The organism is Haloferula sp. BvORR071, assembly GCF_000739615.1.
In the GTDB taxonomy this organism is placed as follows: Bacteria; Verrucomicrobiota; Verrucomicrobiia; order Verrucomicrobiales; family Akkermansiaceae; genus Haloferula.
The window spans coordinates 167,218-181,299 of record NZ_BATP01000032.1; the positions used below are offsets into that span (position 1 = coordinate 167,218).

Genomic DNA, 14,082 nt, shown 5'->3' on the forward strand with positions numbered 1-14,082 from the left:
CTGCAATCCAATATATTACTATGAAAACGACCCTTATGCTTATCGCCACCGCGATCCTTGCCTCCTGCGCCGCCAGCGGTGGTGGCAGTGCCAGCACGGCTGCCGTGAAACGTTACAACCGCGACACCTGCGTCGTGGGCGACAACAAGCTCGGCTCAATGGGGACTCCCGTCACCAAGGTCTATGGCGACCAAGAGGTGAAGTTCTGCTGCAAGCCCTGCGTGGCCAAGTTCGAGAAGAATCCCGGGAAGTATCTGGCCAAACTGCACTGAACCCCTTCAATAGATCCACCCGATATGAAACCCTTCTTCCTGCTTCTGGCTGCCTGCGTCTTCGCCTCCTGCGCCACCACCAAGCCGGATCCGGCGGCGGCGAACGCCCCGGCCGGCAAGAAAGCGCACTCCAAAAAGGTCGCCAAAAACGAGGCCAAGCCGAAGCCCTATCCGCTGAAGAAATGCCTGGTCACCGGTGACGGGCTGGACGACATGGACGAGCGGGTGACGACCGTTTACAAGGGCCAGACCTTCGAATTCTGCTGCAAGCCCTGCCTGAAGAAGTTCAACAAGAACCCGGAGAAATATCTCACGGCTCTAGAAAAGGCTAACTGATAGAGCGGCGGAACTTGTGTCGCGGCGGACCCGGTGCTATGACCGCGGCGTAGTGACCTTTTGTCGTCCCGCGGTCCGTCACCTCATGGCAGCGCTATTGCTGCTATCCGTCCCGGCGTGCCGCAGTCCGCAGCGGGAGGCGATCCGGACCCTGCAGAAACGCGGGGTGGACCCGACCGCCGCCTCGCTGCTGACGGCGGTGCAGGCGGGCGATGCCGATCTTGCGCGCCTGCTGCTGCAGGCGCGCGTCTATACCGGCCAGCGCGATGCGGAGGGTAACAGCCCGCTACACATCGCGATCGACAAGGGGAACCTGGCGATTGCCTGGGGTCTGATTGAGAATGGTGCGGATCTCGGTGCAACCACGCCTGGCGGTGTCACCGCCGTTTCGCTGGCTGTTTGCCGTGGCGAGACGGCGATCACCGAGCGCCTGCTGAATGCCGGAGCACCGCCGGAGGGCAAAACGCCCGATGGCGATCAGGTGCTTCCCTGGGCGATTCGCCACGGGCGGCTTTCTTTTGTGGAGCGCCTGATGAAGGGCGGTGCCGATCCGCACCAGAAGGATGCGGCGGGCAATCCTCTGCTGCATGTGGCGATCGAGTCCGGCCGTCGCGATCTGATGGCGGAGCTCCTGAAACTTGGAGCGGATGCCGCGGCGGTGAATGGCCCGGGCGAGTCCTCGCTGGTAGCGGCCTTGCGCAAGGATTGGCGGGACCTCGCCAAGCCGTTGGTGATGGCGGGGGCGGATCCGAATCTCCGTGATCGCAATGGCAAGGTGCCACTGCAGGCGGCGCTCGATGCGCGGGACTTGGACCTCGCGAAGCTTTTGGTGGGAGTGGGCGCGCGCCCACTCGATGGCTCGTGGGCGACCGCCTTGTGGAAGGCGTATGGCGCGCGGGACATTGAGGTGTGCCGCTTGCTGATGGGCTTGGGGATCTCGCCGGAGACCCGCGACGCGAAGGGACGCCGGCCGGTGGAAGCCGCCTTGGTCGATGACCGTCCGGATTTCCTGCATCTCTTCCTGTGCTATGGCGCGGATGGCCGGGGGCTCTTCTACGAGGCCAGCCGCCGCGGTGCGCGGGATGAACTTGAATTGCTGCTCGGCCACTGTGGCCTGCCCGGGCCCATGCCCGCGCCCTTCATCGATACCCCCTTGGGTGTGGCGATCCGCCATGGCGACCAGCGGACGGTGGAGAAGCTCTTGGAATTCGGGGCCTCGCCGGTGGAGCCGATTGGAGAAGGCCAGGCGCCGCTGCAGTTGGCGATCGTGCTCGGCCAGTCGCGGATCGTGAAGAGCCTGCTGATGGCCGGGGCGGATGCAAATACGGCCCTGAACCTGCCGGCTTCGGAGAGCTTCATCCGCCATGTGCGGGGTGGGACGATGCGCTGGCTGCTGCGGCACGACAAGAACATCACCCCCCTGATGCTGGCGGTGGATGCCGGGAATGCCGAGAGCGCCCGCCAGTTGATGGCGGCCGGCGCCAAGACCGAGGTCTGGACCAAGCCGAGCCGGATGTGGCCGATCAACATCGCCGCCCGCAAGAGCGACGTGAAGATGATGCGGGTGCTGCTCGGCAAGGATCCGGCAGTCGAGCAGCGCCGGATTGTAGTGGATCTCTCCGACCAGAAGGCGTGGATCTTCGATTCCTCCGGCTTGGAGCTCTACAGCACCCAGGTCTCCACCGGCCGTTCCGGCTTCGCGACGCCGACCGGGACTTACGCGATCACCAACAAGTACAAGACCTGGACCTCCACCTTGTATGCCGCGAGCATGCCCTTCTTCCAGCGCTTGAGCTGCGGGGACTTCGGCTTCCACCAGGGCGTGGTGCCGGGCTATCCGGCCTCGCACGGCTGCATCCGCGTGCCCTATGGGAATGCGACGAAGCTATTCTCGCTGACGGAGCTGGGGGACCGGGTGGAGATCCGGCCGTGATCACTCCGCCAGTTCCACCCGCACGCGGGCGAAGAGTTCCGGCGCGCTCTTCGGCCAGGTGATAACCCGCTTCACGAATCCGGGAATTGCGGGGCTGTAGGCTTGGGTGGTGGTGCTGGCTCCCACCGGTAGAGCGAGGGTCCAAGGGCCCGGGGCCATGGCGGGGGATGTCTCCACTTGGTACGATAAGCCTAGTAGGGCGGCGCTGAGCCGCTCGGGGTAGCTCAGGGTGACGGTGTCCGTGCCCGCGTCGTAGGTGACTTGCGGACGGGTGGCATCACCGCCGGGGAACAAGGTCTGGCCGGACTCCGGATCACTGCCGAAGGCGTATTCCAGCAGGTTGATTTCGCCATCGCCGTCTGGGTCATCGGTTTGATCGCCTTCGGTGAGGCCCGAGGCCCAGGCGGTGTAGCCCTCGGCGACAGCGATCGTCAGCGGATTCACGCTAGGGGTGCTGGTGTCGGATGCCAAGGCGACGCTCGCGGCGATCTGCGAGGTATTCGGCATGGCGGTCCATGAAGCGGTTACGACGATCTGCTCGCTGGCGGCGACCAGCGCCTTGCGCACCTGCCAGACTCCACTGCCGGGCGATTCGATCACACAGCCAGTGGCGGTGAGCGCGGAAGGTGCCTGCGCCGTCGGGAAAGTCAGGGTGGCGGCGAAGTTGCCGGTTTCGGTGGCACCCGTGTTCTGCAGGGTGACGGTCACGCTGCCCGGATCGCCGGCTTCAAGGATCGCCGGTGTGGAGGTCCAGGCGAAGGACAGGGTGGTAGGCGTGAAGTTCGCTGGCCGCATCCGGTAGCCGGAGGGTGCGAGCAAGAGGTCCAGGGCCGGCACATAGTGCGGCACGAAACTATCGTAGTTGTAGTGATCGCCGGAGTCTTCGGCTGCGGTGAAATGGACGCCCACCACCGCCGGTTGGGTGCCTGCCAGCGCGAAGGTCGGGCTGCCGGAATCGCCGGTCGTCAGGTAGGCATCGTTTGGATCGGTGCCGGCAGCCTCATAGACGTATTCCATCAGGCGCTCCACCCCGTAGGTTCCGCCGGGTCCGTCGACGTCAGCATCATCGATGTCGTTGATCGTGCTCCGGCCGGCACGAACGACGACGCCGGGAGTCAGGCCGAAGCCGAAAACCTGGAGCTCCTTGCCCAGATAGTCCGCCTCGTCGGCGAGATTCAGGTAGGGCATTGGCTTGACCGTGGCGGGCAGCGGGGTGGCCAGGGTGACGAGAGTGAGATCGGTGATGCCGGGCGGATTGTCGGGCCCGATGTTGTTGAAGGACTGGACCGCGCTCTGCACCATGCTGCCATTCGGAGCGATGAAGCTGATCAGGTGGCCCACGGACGGCAGGTAGTGCTGCGCGGCGAGGACATGGCGGGGCGAGACCAGCACGAATTCCCTGTTGGCTTGGGAGGCATTCCAGCCGACGCCGGTAAACTTCAGCGGGTCGTAGAGAAAGCCGGGATTCATGACCGGCGCGCCGGGATAGCCGGTGAAGCGGTCATGGGCGGCCGGATTGTAGGCGCGAAGCTCGAGCGCCACTGCCGGCAGGGTGAGGGCCGGTAGCAGCCAGAGGTGCAGGGAAGGGCGGTTCACAGCATCAATAATCTAACCCATTGATTTTGCGGATGCCAGCGGCGATCGCGCGGGTGATTCACGGCGGGAATACTAACAGATTGAACCTGATCCGCCCAGCCCCGGATCCGGGTTTCTGCGGAGCGGGTCATTTGGCTCCCGCTTTCCCGGTGGAAACCAAGATCACTCATCGAAGGTCCAGACCCGTCTGCCGCTATCTTCCCCGAAGCGGCGGGTCTCGTCCTCAAAGCGGACCAGCTCGACGGTCTTCGTGTCGCACTCGATCTCGATCGCCTTGGCCAGCGGCTGGGCGTGGGTGACCACGATGATCTGGGTTTCGTGTGGCACCTTGGCGATCAGGGCGGCCAGCGGTTCCAGCACGCCGGGGTGGAGGCTGGTCTCCGGCTCGTTCAGCACCAGCAGCGGCGGGGGCTTGGGCGTGAGCAGGGCAGCGCAGAGGCAGAAGAAGCGCAGGGTGCCGTCGGAGAGTTCGGCGGCGTTCAGCCAGCGGTTCAGGCCGGGGCGTAGGATCTGAAGCTGGAAGCGGCCGTGATCGTCCACCGCCCGCCACTCGGTGCCGGGAAAGGCGGCCTCGACCGCCTTGCTGATGCTGCCACGCTGGTCCGCCTCGTCGATGCTTTGGAGGGTTGCGGCGAGGTTCGAGCCATCGTGGGCCAGCACCGGTGAGTGGAAGCCGACCTGCGGACGGCGCATGGGTGAGTCCGGATCGCTACGGAACTGGTGGTAGAAGCGCCAGCGCAGCAGGGTCTCGCGGGTGGCCGCCAGCGCCGGGTAGGAAGTGCCATCCCGCACCTCGGCCAGCATTGATTCCGGCGCGTGGAAGGGCAGGGGCACCATCTCCATCCCGCCATCCATGGTCCGCAGCTCGACCGCGGGCCCACGGCGCTTGGCGACGATCCGGCCCTTCGGCCCGCCGTAGCGAAGGGTCTCAACCTTCATGTCGGGATCGGTTTTGAAGACGGTGATGGAGGGCGGGGGCAAGCCACACTCAATGGCGAAGGCGAAGTCGTCGTGCTCGATTTCCCAGCAGACGCGGTTGGGCTCGTCCTTCCGGCGGTCACCAGCCCACATCAGGCTGGGCATGCCGCCTTCTTGGGCGACCGACTCGGCGAAGCGGCCGTCGGCCATCCGTTGAAGCATTGCCAGCGCGCGGTAGAAGTTGGATTTGCCCACGCCGTTCTCGCCAGTGATGACGGTCAGGCGGCCGAGCTTCAGGCGGAAGTTGCGCAGCGAGCGGTAGCCGCGGATGTGAAGGCTGCGGAGCATCAGTGATTCTTCTTCTTCTTTTTCTTTTTCTGCTGCTTCTCGCCGCCCTTGGCTCTGGCCTGGGTCTCCTCCGCGGCTTCCTTGGCGTGGCGGTCGATTTCCTCGTCTTTCGAGAGCATGTCGAAGTCGCCCTTCGGCTTGTCCATGACCCACCAGCGATGATTGCTCCACATCGCGGCGGTCTTGCCATCGGGAGAAATCGCCAGCGGCGCATAGGCCTCGTCGCCAGACAGGTCCTCCCACTTGATCGGTAGGCCTTCTTTGTAGGAATCCACGTTTGGCACGCGGACCGTGGCGCCGATGCTGTGCGAATAGTCGAGATGAACCAGGAGCTGATTCCCGAAGGCCACGACTTGAGTGGCGAGCTCGCCATCACGATTGGATGACTCGGTTTCCAAGTCTGCGATTGGCCAAGTGCGCTTGCCGCCGAGCACGAAGGGAGTCTCCGGGAACTCTCCTTTCATCAGATAGCCCTTCCAGAGGTCGCCGTAGCAGATGAAGTAGAGCTTGCCCTCCGCATCGAAGAAGGGTGCCGAAGGTCCCGGCGCGCGGCGGTTATAAACCTTGGCTGGCTCCTTGGCATTCTTGGCCCAGTAGAACCAAGGAAAGCTTTCTTCCTCATCCCGATCCGGGCCCTTGTAAGAGGTGTCGAAGAGAATGCCGCCTGTCTTTGGGTCGCAGGCGACATCGGTGATCGTCCGATCCACCGGAGGTCGCCACAGCTCCTTCCATTCCTTGGATGCCGGATTCCAAGTCATCGCCAGAGCCTCCGCAGCGACGACCAGCAGACCATCCGGGGTGCGGGAGATCTCGGGAGTGGGTGGATCCTTTCGATCCTGCCCATCCTTGTAGAGCGCCTCCGGCAGCTTGACCTCGCGCTCGTGGGATTCGTCGTCGAGATCCTTGATCCATAGCGAGGTCTCCTCGCAGCGGACGACTGACTTGTCACCCGGAAGGAAGGCCACATGTGCCGCCAGGCAGGAGGAGGCCCCCATCCCCGCGAATCCCGCCAACAAGCCGACCCACGCCACTCTCATGGCAAGAGGAGTAGTCGGTGGCTCGGGACATGGAAGGTGAAAGCAATGGGTCTCATCGGACTTATTTCTCTTCCTTCGAGAGCGGCTCGAATTGGCCATCCGGCTTCTCCATCACCCACCAGCGCTGGTCCCGGGAATTCCAAGTCGCGGCGGTCTTGCCATCGGGCGAGATGGCGAGCGGCGAGTAGCCGTTGTTCGCTTGCAGTTCCTCCCACTTCAGCGGCAGGCCCTCCTTGTAGGCATCGGCATTTGGCACGCGCACGATGTTGCCCCAGCCGCTGCCGCCGGCGCGGCTGAGATCCACCAGCAGCTTGTTCCCGAAGGGCAGAACCCCTTTCGCGGCCAGACCGTAGGCGTTGCTATCCGAGGTCTGCTTGGTCGCCAGCGGCCAGATCCGGCTGCCGAATAAAATGTAAGGCACTGCCGCGTCCTCGCTCTTTTCGAGATCGCCCGTCCATACATCGCCGGCGCTGGTGAAGTAGAGATTCCCTTTCGTATCGAAGGCCGGATCCTTGGCCCCGGGTGCATTGCGGTTGAAGATCTTCAGCGCCACGGTCTCGCCCTTTGGCAGCAGCTTCCAGGATAGCTCTCCGCTCTTCCGGTGACGGAGGACGAGGACGATGTCGCCGGTCTTCGGGTCGCATGCCAGGTCGTCGATATCGCTTTCGAATTCCTCCGGGACCCTCCACAGCTCCTTCCATTCAGTGGAGGCGGGGTTCCAAGTCATCAGAAGATCGGAGCCGCCGACGAGCAGACGACCGGCGGTACGGGCGAGGGTGGGAGTGTCGACGCCCATCGCCGGCGGCAGCTTGATCTCGCTTGCGGGGAACTCATCGGCCAGGTCCTTGACGAGGAGGATGCCCTTCTCGCAGCGGGCCACGCTTTTGCCATCGGGGAGGAAGCTGATGGAGCCGGCGGGACAGGTGGCCGGGATGAGCATCGAGATCGCCAGCAAACCGGGACGCGCCATTCTCATGAGAAAAGCAGTAGTGAGGCTGGGACGGGAGTCAATGAGGGGCGCCGTGCCCGCCCACCTTTAATAGCCGCCTTCCAAGCCCTTGCCTTCGCGGCATTCGCCCGCTACCTCCCGGGCATGGGTCTGCGCACCAGCGATTTCCATTACGAGCTGCCGGAGGAGCTGATCGCTTCGCGGCCGCTGGAGGAGCGCGCGGCCTCGCGGATGATGGTGATCCACCGCGATACGGGGAAGATCGAGCACCGGATGTTCCGCGATTTCCCGGGCTACCAACGCAGCGGGGATCTGCTGATGCTGAACAACACGCGGGTGATTCCGGCGCGCCTCTTCTCGGATGACGGGAAGATCGAGCTGCTCTGCCTGGACCGCTTGTCGCCGCTGGAGTGGCGCTGCCTGGTGCGGCCGGGCAAGAAGATGCGCGAGGGCAAGACGGTGGTGGTCGGCGGGATCACGGGTACGGTCACCCAAGTATTCGAAAACGGCGACCGCCTGATCCGCTGGGACGCGCCGGTGGATCTCGACCAGCACGGCCACCTCGCGCTGCCGCACTACATGAAGCGCGAGGATGAACTCGCCGACCGCGAGCGCTACCAGACGGTTTTCGCCAAGGAGGAAGGAGCGATCGCCGCGCCGACCGCCGGGCTGCACTTCACCCCGGAGCTGCTGGCGGGGCTGCCGCATGACTTCCTCACCCTGCACGTCGGTGTCGGCACCTTCCGCCCGGTGCAGGTGGATACCCCGGAGGAACACGTGATGCACTCCGAGCGCTACGCGCTGAAGGCGGAGACCGCGCGGCGGATCAACGCAGCGGAGCGGGTGATCGCCGTGGGCACCACGGTCACGCGGGTGCTGGAGCATCTCGGGAGACGGGAAGCGGAAGGTGGCAAGCGTCTGTTAGAAAAAGACCAGCAAGGCGAGACGGACATCTTCATCTACCCGCCACACGAGTTCCGGGTGATCGGCGGACTGCTGACGAACTTCCACTTGCCCGAGAGTACCCTGATCATGCTGGTGAGCGCCTTCGCCGGGCGGGAGCTGGTGTTGGAGGCCTACCGCGAGGCGGTGCGGGAGCGCTACCGGTTTTTCAGCTACGGGGATTGTATGCTGCTGGTGTGAGCGCCACTCACTTCGCTTCCGCGATGTACTTCCGGATCGTCGCGAGCACCCCGTCGATCACGCAGTTTTCGTAGGCACCCGAGCCAAGATAGCGGTCGGCCGCGGCCTCCCGATCGGGGATATCCACCGAGATATTGAAGCGCCCCGCTACGGCGTTGTCAGCGGTTACAGCCACCATGGCCTCCTCGCTGCTCACCCGCTCGAAGCCGATGGTGCCCGGCAGATCCGGCCAATAATCCACGATCCGCACACGCCGATTCCCGTGCCGCGAACGCACAGCGGCGACGAGTTCGGAAATCGCTGGGTTCTTGTGGCTTAGGTCCATGGCCCGACGGAATGATCCTTGGAAGAGCGGTGACAGATGCCGGGTGGAATGGCGAATCAAACCGCTTGCCACGCCCGCCCCGGGGCTGTTTGCTCCGCGTGCTGCCAGGGGCCGTGGAGGTTCGGCAGGCGAACCCCGCCAGGCCTTGATCGGAGCAACGGTAGTTTGTCCGTGCTTGCCGCGGTTCCCTGGCAGCCTTTTTTTCGCTGGAATGGCTCTGACGGCTTTCGAAGCCGCGCCCCAGATTAGTTTCTCAATCGAAATCCAAGTAGATCTCGCTCCGGCGATTCGCCCTCCGCCCTTCCGGATTATCCTCCCCACTGGCGGTGAAGTTGGGCCTCCGGGGTTGAGACTGGCCGCTGGCGACGGTGATCACTTGGTCTTCGCGCACGCCGGTCTTCACCAGGAAGTTCTTCACGATCTCGGCACGGCGGGCGGAGAGCTTTTTGTTGTACTCCTCGGTGCCCAGAGCATCGGTATGGCCGGAGATGGTGAGCTGCTTGTTGACGTCGGTCTTCAGGATCTGCGCGACGATCTCAAGCTGGCGCTGAGTGCGTGGAGCGAGCTGGTCTTCGTTGAAGCCGAAGTAGAGCACCAGCGTGTCGCCACCCTTCGGGTTCTTCACCAGCGGCGAATAGTAGACATCCCCGCCGGCGACGCGTGAGGCGTAGTCCGCGAGCAACTGGTCGAGGTTGATGTCGGAGACGCGCCAGTTGCCGTTGTGCTGCGGCTGCTGGAGGGTCAGGGAGAACTCCGCGGCATCGGCACCCTTGGAGGTGACCACGCGGGCGATGTAGCCGGCGGTGTCTTCCTTCTGGAACATCGCCCGCAGCGGCTTATCCGGACGCAGGCGGTAGTTACCTTCCTCGAAAAGAATACAGAGGCCCGCGATCTTGGCGTCGGAGACGCTCGAGGTATCGGCGAATTCCTTGGCGAGTTCGAATTGCTGGCGCAGCGCGGCTTGCAGGAAGGCATCCGCGATGCCGAGCGAGTCCACCAGCACGGCCTTCGGCACTGGCTGACCTTCACCGGGTGGCAAGGTCACCGCTTGCACCGACCACTTGTCCGCGGTGCGCTTCAGATCGAAGAAGATGCGATCGCGTCCGGCTTCCGCACCATCCAGCCAGAGGGCCCAGCGCGCGCGGCTGCCGAGTTCCAGCTCGCCGACTTCCTGCACGGCATCCGGCTGGCGTAGCTTCACCTGGTGGCCGCCGGCGGCCAGCTCGGCGAGGCGATTGCGCGTGGCCTCGTCGAGGGCGTCCTTGCCGATCAACTTGCCGAGTGCGCTGAAGTCACCGGCTTCGAGCGCCGCGCCGATCTTGGTCACCAAGTCGGCCGGGTTCGCGCTGGCGACACCGACTCCGGCATTCGCAAGAGCCGCCACAGGATCCTGCGGGCCATCGGCGGTTGATTCCTTCTGCGTGGTCGGAAGCGTGGCCGGATTCCCGGCACCCGGCGTCACCGGGGCGGTCTGCGCAGGCGGAGCCTCTACGACAGGCTCGGGAGCGCCGCGCTTGTAATACAAGAAGGCCACGCCGCCCGCGAGGGCGACCGCCACGACTACAAAGACTGCCGGAAAGCTGGACTCGTCACGCATGGTCGAAGAAAGCGGAGAGGAAAAAACGAGGAAATTGGGCTCGGGATACCGATGCCCCTTCAACGTCGGAGGGGCAACCGCTTTATCCCGAAAGCGAGGCCCCATGCATGAATTATGCTCAACCCGGTTTGGCTAGTTCACTCCTCCTTGCGCGGCACGGCGGGAAGATCGGCGCGGGCAGCCTTGCCCTCGCGCACATAGCTGATCGTCGTGGGTTGCACGCCAGCGCTGGCAGCGAGGTTCCGATAGAATTCGTAGCGGTTGCGCACGTCGTTGTGATTCACCGAGATGATGCAATCGCCCGCTTGCAGGCGGTTTGCGGCAAGGCCGGTGGACGACACACCCGTGACCACCACGCCGCTGGACCCGAGCCGGCGCTCGGTCTCGGAGAAGTCGCGAACCCGCACGCCGACGGCTTCCAGCACTTCTTCCGGCTCGCGCGTCCTGCTCTGGTCCGCCACGGGAGCTTCCGGCTCCGGCTGGCTCTCGGTGATGGTAGCTTCCAGCTTCATCTGCTGGCCCTCGCGGTTCACGATCAGACTGACCTTGCGGCCGATCCGGGTGCGCTGGACCGAGGTGATGAGTTGTTCGATCGAGTGGATCTTGTCGCCGTCGTAGTTCTCCACCAGATCACCGGCCTTGATGCCGGCTGTCTCCGCAGGGCCACCCGGCGAGAGTGCCAGGACTTGGACTCCCGAGGGAGTATCGACCATCCGCAGGCCGAGGTAGCCGCGGATCGGGCGACCGCGTTCCAAGATCGCCAGGAGCGCGTCCCTCACATCATTCGAGGGAATCGAGAAGCCCACGCCCTGGAAGCCCGGGTTGGCACGGTCTGGCGAGTAGATGGCGGAGTTGATGCCGATGATTTCGCCTTGGACGTTGACCAGCGGGCCGCCGGAGTTGCCGGGATTGATCGCGGCGTCGGTCTGGAAAAGATCGCGCTGGGTATCCGAGATCGAGCGTTCCACGGCTGAGATCATGCCGCCGGTCACGGACTCGCCGAAACCGAAGGGATTGCCGATCGCGAAGACCTTCTGGCCAAGCAGCACCTGGGAAGAATCACCGAACTTGAGCGGCCGGAACTTCTCACCTGCGGGTGCATCGAGCTTCAGCACGGCCACGTCGAGCTGCGGATCCTGGCCCACGATGCTGGCGCCGTATTCCTTGCCGTCGTAGGTGCGGATTCGGATCTGCGGTTGGCCGGAGATCACATGCTGGTTGGTGAGGATGTGGCCTTCCTCACTGACGATCACCCCGGAGCCTTGGCCCTGTGTGGGCACCCGGCGGATCCCGCGGGTCTGACCCCAGCCGTCGATCAGGCGTTCGCTGCGGACCCCGGCGGTATCGATGCTGACCACGGAGGGGACCACCGCTTTCATCAGCTTGGTCTGCTCCGCGTCCAGCCGCGCCAAGAGTTCCACCTCGCCCAGTTCCAGGGGCGCGCGGTCGGACATGGTGGCTTTCTCGGGCTGATGATAGCTACCGGAGCCATCGCGATGGTCCCAGAGCCGGGAGATGCCGGCAGTACCATTGCGGATCACATAGACGGCACCGAATGCGACCGTGAAAACGGCCACCAGTGCCAACAGGCGGTGGATGCCTTGTTGCATGGGTAGGGTGAATCGGGTGGGGTGCGAGCGAAACAGGACGTCGGAAATGCGCCATGGCAAGGAAATCCTCTCCATGGCGGATGTGCCGGGTGGCACGATGCCAGTCAGTTATTGTCGTTCAACGAGACCTTGGGGATCGTGTATTCGGCCTGGTCGCCCGCCGCTTCGGTGAGGGTGGTCAGCGTGGCGACGTAGGCGCGCCAAGCCGCCTTGTGGGCGGCGATCTGCTTGGAGAGGACCTCGTAGGGATATTCGTTGTCGCTCTTGCCCATCTGGCGGGCAAGCGCGCGCATTTCATCCGCCGCGGCCACCGCGGCCTTGTGCAAGTCGCGGTCGCGGATGTCGATGTAGGAGCCCATCTTATCGAGCTTCTCGCGGCATTGCTGGAAGATCTCGTCGAGGCGTTTCGGGACGAGTTTCTCAGTGGTGATGTTCTCGATCTCGCGGATCGGCTCGATGGCGTCGCGGATTTCGCGGGCCAGTATATTGCGTTGCAGGGCGCGCGGGCGGTTGTTCGAACCCTGCAGGGTCAGCAGGCGGGCGGAGGCGTGCTGGGGCATCGCGGTACCCAAGTCGCGCAGGCGGGTTAGCACGCTCGGATTGGAGATGAAGGTGCCCAGTGGCTTGCCGACGGCGGCCTTGCGGATTTCGGCGAAGCGGCCGTAGGCATCGGCGGCCTCCGGTTTCGGGGTGCCGGAGCCCAGGTCGCAGAGTTCGTCCACATTGGCCGCCACCACGACCTCCCAGTTCATGAAGAAGGAGGCGTTGTCCAGGACCAGCAAGCCAGCGAGGTATTCAGCACCGGCAGCAGGCACGATCAGGCGGCCGCCGGGAGCGGACTTCATCGCGGCCAGGCTGCGCAGGTTTTCCCAGAAGTGCGGTGGCAGCTCGAGCTTGCCATCCTTGCCGACCACCGCCAGCGCGATGGCACCCGGGGCCTTGCCGCTCAGCGCGCCATCGGCCAGCAGCAGACTGCTGCCAGAGAGCGAGGCACCGTTCCAAGTGGGTGAGAGATCTTTCCCCGGAGTGACCAAGGCGTGGACCGGGCCGCCGGTCTGATGGCGGCGGCCGAGAAAGGCCTGCACCTCCTTGGCGGCATCGGCATTGGCCGTGGCCAAAGGCTTGGCGGAGAAGCCGATCGTCACACCTTCGCCCTCGCTGGCGGGGCTGGCGGCGAGTTCGACCGGGACCAGCTCCAGTGCCGTGTGGGCACCATCCTTGTCGACGGGCCATGCGGGGATCAGTGAGCTGACATTCGGCAGCGCGATGTTGGCGACCACCGGCGGCTTGTCCGGGGTCAGCGGATCGCTACCGCCATCATCCTCCTTGCGGGGCTTCACCTTGGGTCCGACCTTCTTGCCGAAGGCGGATTCCGGGGCGATCCAGCCGGCCCATGCGCCTTGCTCGCCGGATTCCTTGAGGGCGTTGGCCTTCGGGTGCCGCGGATCGGAAAAAGCGAGGACATCGCCCAGGCAGGCGGCGAGCGCGTGACCATCGGCCCCGGCTTCCGGCATTTCCAGCCAGTCGAGCAACTGCCAGGCACGGCTGAGGGAGCGCTCCAGCTCCTTGCCATCGGTGTGTTCCGGGAATTCGCCGGCCTGGAGCTTCTCGAGTTGCTCGCGGGCCTGGCGGTTCGCCGGGTCCAGCGCCAGGGCCAGTGCGGTCATCTGGGCCAGTGCCCGGGAGGCCTCGGGACCGCGGCCAAGCTTCGCCCCGGAAATCGCCAGCACTTGGCGCGAGAGGGTACCCATGGTCTCGACATCCACCGGCAGGCGGTCACGGCGGAAGGGCACGGGGCCTTCCGCGGGCGCCACGAAGTCCGCCCGAGCCCCTGCCGTTGCCGCGTATGCCACCATGGCGAATGCGAGCCATTTCATCCGCTTCATCGTAGCGATTCATACGCCCGCCCGCGAGCGGGAATTACCGCGGAAGAGGCTTTTCGGAACCGTGAAGGAATAGCGGCTGGGGATTTGAGCCGCGGATAAGAAGGCCTCGCAGATCCGCCTCCTCGGATTCTT

The 14,082-nt window shown here is 64.6% G+C and carries 12 protein-coding genes and 1 other RNA gene; 5 read left to right on the plus strand and 8 right to left on the minus strand.

All coding sequences use genetic code 11. The annotated features are described in order from the left end of the window. Positions 1-20: 20 nt before the first annotated feature. From BV071_RS18560 to BV071_RS18570, 3 genes are all read left to right on the plus strand, one after another. Positions 21-272 (plus strand): hypothetical protein, encoded by a 252-nt coding sequence (locus BV071_RS18560; RefSeq protein WP_265594595.1) that lies wholly within the window; start codon positions 21-23, stop codon positions 270-272. Positions 273-296: 24 nt separating this feature from the next. Continuing rightward, on the plus strand, positions 297-608 hold the full coding sequence (locus BV071_RS18565) for a YHS domain-containing protein (RefSeq protein ID WP_035610439.1): 312 nt from the start codon (positions 297-299) through the stop codon (positions 606-608). 85 nt (positions 609-693) lie between these two features. Further along, positions 694-2,541 carry an ankyrin repeat domain-containing protein gene (locus tag BV071_RS18570; RefSeq protein WP_035610441.1) on the plus strand — a complete coding sequence of 616 codons (1,848 nt, stop codon included), beginning with the start codon at positions 694-696 and terminating at the stop codon, positions 2,539-2,541. Here BV071_RS18570 and BV071_RS18575 read toward each other — a convergent pair whose 3' ends face one another. The 4 genes from BV071_RS18575 to BV071_RS18590 form a co-directional block, all read right to left on the minus strand. Further along, a complete protein-coding gene (locus BV071_RS18575) occupies positions 2,542-4,137 on the minus strand; it encodes a hypothetical protein (RefSeq protein ID WP_035610442.1) in 1,596 nt (531 codons plus the stop codon). It lies immediately after the preceding gene. A gap of 162 nt (positions 4,138-4,299) precedes the next feature. Then, positions 4,300-5,403 carry an AAA family ATPase gene (locus BV071_RS18580; RefSeq protein WP_052573547.1) on the minus strand — a complete coding sequence of 368 codons (1,104 nt, stop codon included), beginning with the start codon at positions 5,401-5,403 and terminating at the stop codon, positions 4,300-4,302. Next, positions 5,403-6,440 (minus strand): hypothetical protein, encoded by a 1,038-nt coding sequence (locus tag BV071_RS18585; protein WP_265594596.1) that lies wholly within the window; start codon positions 6,438-6,440, stop codon positions 5,403-5,405. The genes BV071_RS18580 and BV071_RS18585 overlap by 1 nt, the downstream gene beginning before the upstream one ends. Before the next feature lie 61 nt (positions 6,441-6,501). Then, positions 6,502-7,410, minus strand: a complete 909-nt coding sequence (locus tag BV071_RS18590; protein ID WP_035610446.1) for a hypothetical protein — start codon at positions 7,408-7,410, stop codon at positions 6,502-6,504. Between the two features lie 129 nt (positions 7,411-7,539). On the opposite strand from BV071_RS18590, the gene queA reads away from it, so the two are divergent. Then, positions 7,540-8,532: a tRNA preQ1(34) S-adenosylmethionine ribosyltransferase-isomerase QueA gene (gene queA, locus BV071_RS18595; protein ID WP_343123406.1), complete on the plus strand. Its 993-nt coding sequence runs from the start codon at positions 7,540-7,542 to the stop codon at positions 8,530-8,532. 7 nt (positions 8,533-8,539) lie between these two features. Here the strand turns inward: queA and BV071_RS18600 are convergent, their stop codons facing one another. Further along, a complete protein-coding gene (locus BV071_RS18600) occupies positions 8,540-8,857 on the minus strand; it encodes a hypothetical protein (protein ID WP_035610450.1) in 318 nt (105 codons plus the stop codon). Between the two features lie 102 nt (positions 8,858-8,959). Here BV071_RS18600 and ffs point away from each other — a divergent pair. Then, an RNA gene (gene ffs, locus BV071_RS34355) (signal recognition particle sRNA small type) lies at positions 8,960-9,054 on the plus strand. 56 nt (positions 9,055-9,110) lie between these two features. On the opposite strand, the gene BV071_RS33250 is transcribed toward ffs, so the two are convergent. From BV071_RS33250 to BV071_RS18615, 3 genes are all read right to left on the minus strand, one after another. Then, a complete protein-coding gene (locus BV071_RS33250) occupies positions 9,111-10,454 on the minus strand; it encodes an OmpA family protein (RefSeq protein WP_052573548.1) in 1,344 nt (447 codons plus the stop codon). A 137-nt stretch (positions 10,455-10,591) separates the two neighbouring features. Then, a complete protein-coding gene (locus BV071_RS18610; RefSeq protein ID WP_052573549.1) occupies positions 10,592-12,064 on the minus strand; it encodes a trypsin-like peptidase domain-containing protein in 1,473 nt (490 codons plus the stop codon). A 104-nt stretch (positions 12,065-12,168) separates the two neighbouring features. After that, entirely contained in the window at positions 12,169-13,941 is a 1,773-nt protein-coding gene (locus BV071_RS18615) for a hypothetical protein (RefSeq protein WP_265594597.1), read from the minus strand. Positions 13,942-14,082: the final 141 nt, after the last annotated feature.

Coding starts and splice junctions, on each gene's coding strand:
- BV071_RS18560 (WP_265594595.1), top strand. CDS start 21: ATGAAAACGACCCTTATGCTTATCGCCACCGCGATCCTTGCCTCCTGC.
- BV071_RS18565 (WP_035610439.1), top strand. CDS start 297: ATGAAACCCTTCTTCCTGCTTCTGGCTGCCTGCGTCTTCGCCTCCTGC.
- BV071_RS18570 (WP_035610441.1), top strand. CDS start 694: ATGGCAGCGCTATTGCTGCTATCCGTCCCGGCGTGCCGCAGTCCGCAG.
- BV071_RS18580 (WP_052573547.1), bottom strand. CDS start 5,403: ATGCTCCGCAGCCTTCACATCCGCGGCTACCGCTCGCTGCGCAACTTC.
- BV071_RS18585 (WP_265594596.1), bottom strand. CDS start 6,440: ATGAGAGTGGCGTGGGTCGGCTTGTTGGCGGGATTCGCGGGGATGGGG.
- BV071_RS18590 (WP_035610446.1), bottom strand. CDS start 7,410: ATGGCGCGTCCCGGTTTGCTGGCGATCTCGATGCTCATCCCGGCCACC.
- BV071_RS18600 (WP_035610450.1), bottom strand. CDS start 8,857: ATGGACCTAAGCCACAAGAACCCAGCGATTTCCGAACTCGTCGCCGCT.
- BV071_RS33250 (WP_052573548.1), bottom strand. CDS start 10,454: ATGCGTGACGAGTCCAGCTTTCCGGCAGTCTTTGTAGTCGTGGCGGTC.
- BV071_RS18610 (WP_052573549.1), bottom strand. CDS start 12,064: ATGCAACAAGGCATCCACCGCCTGTTGGCACTGGTGGCCGTTTTCACG.
- BV071_RS18615 (WP_265594597.1), bottom strand. CDS start 13,941: ATGAAATGGCTCGCATTCGCCATGGTGGCATACGCGGCAACGGCAGGG.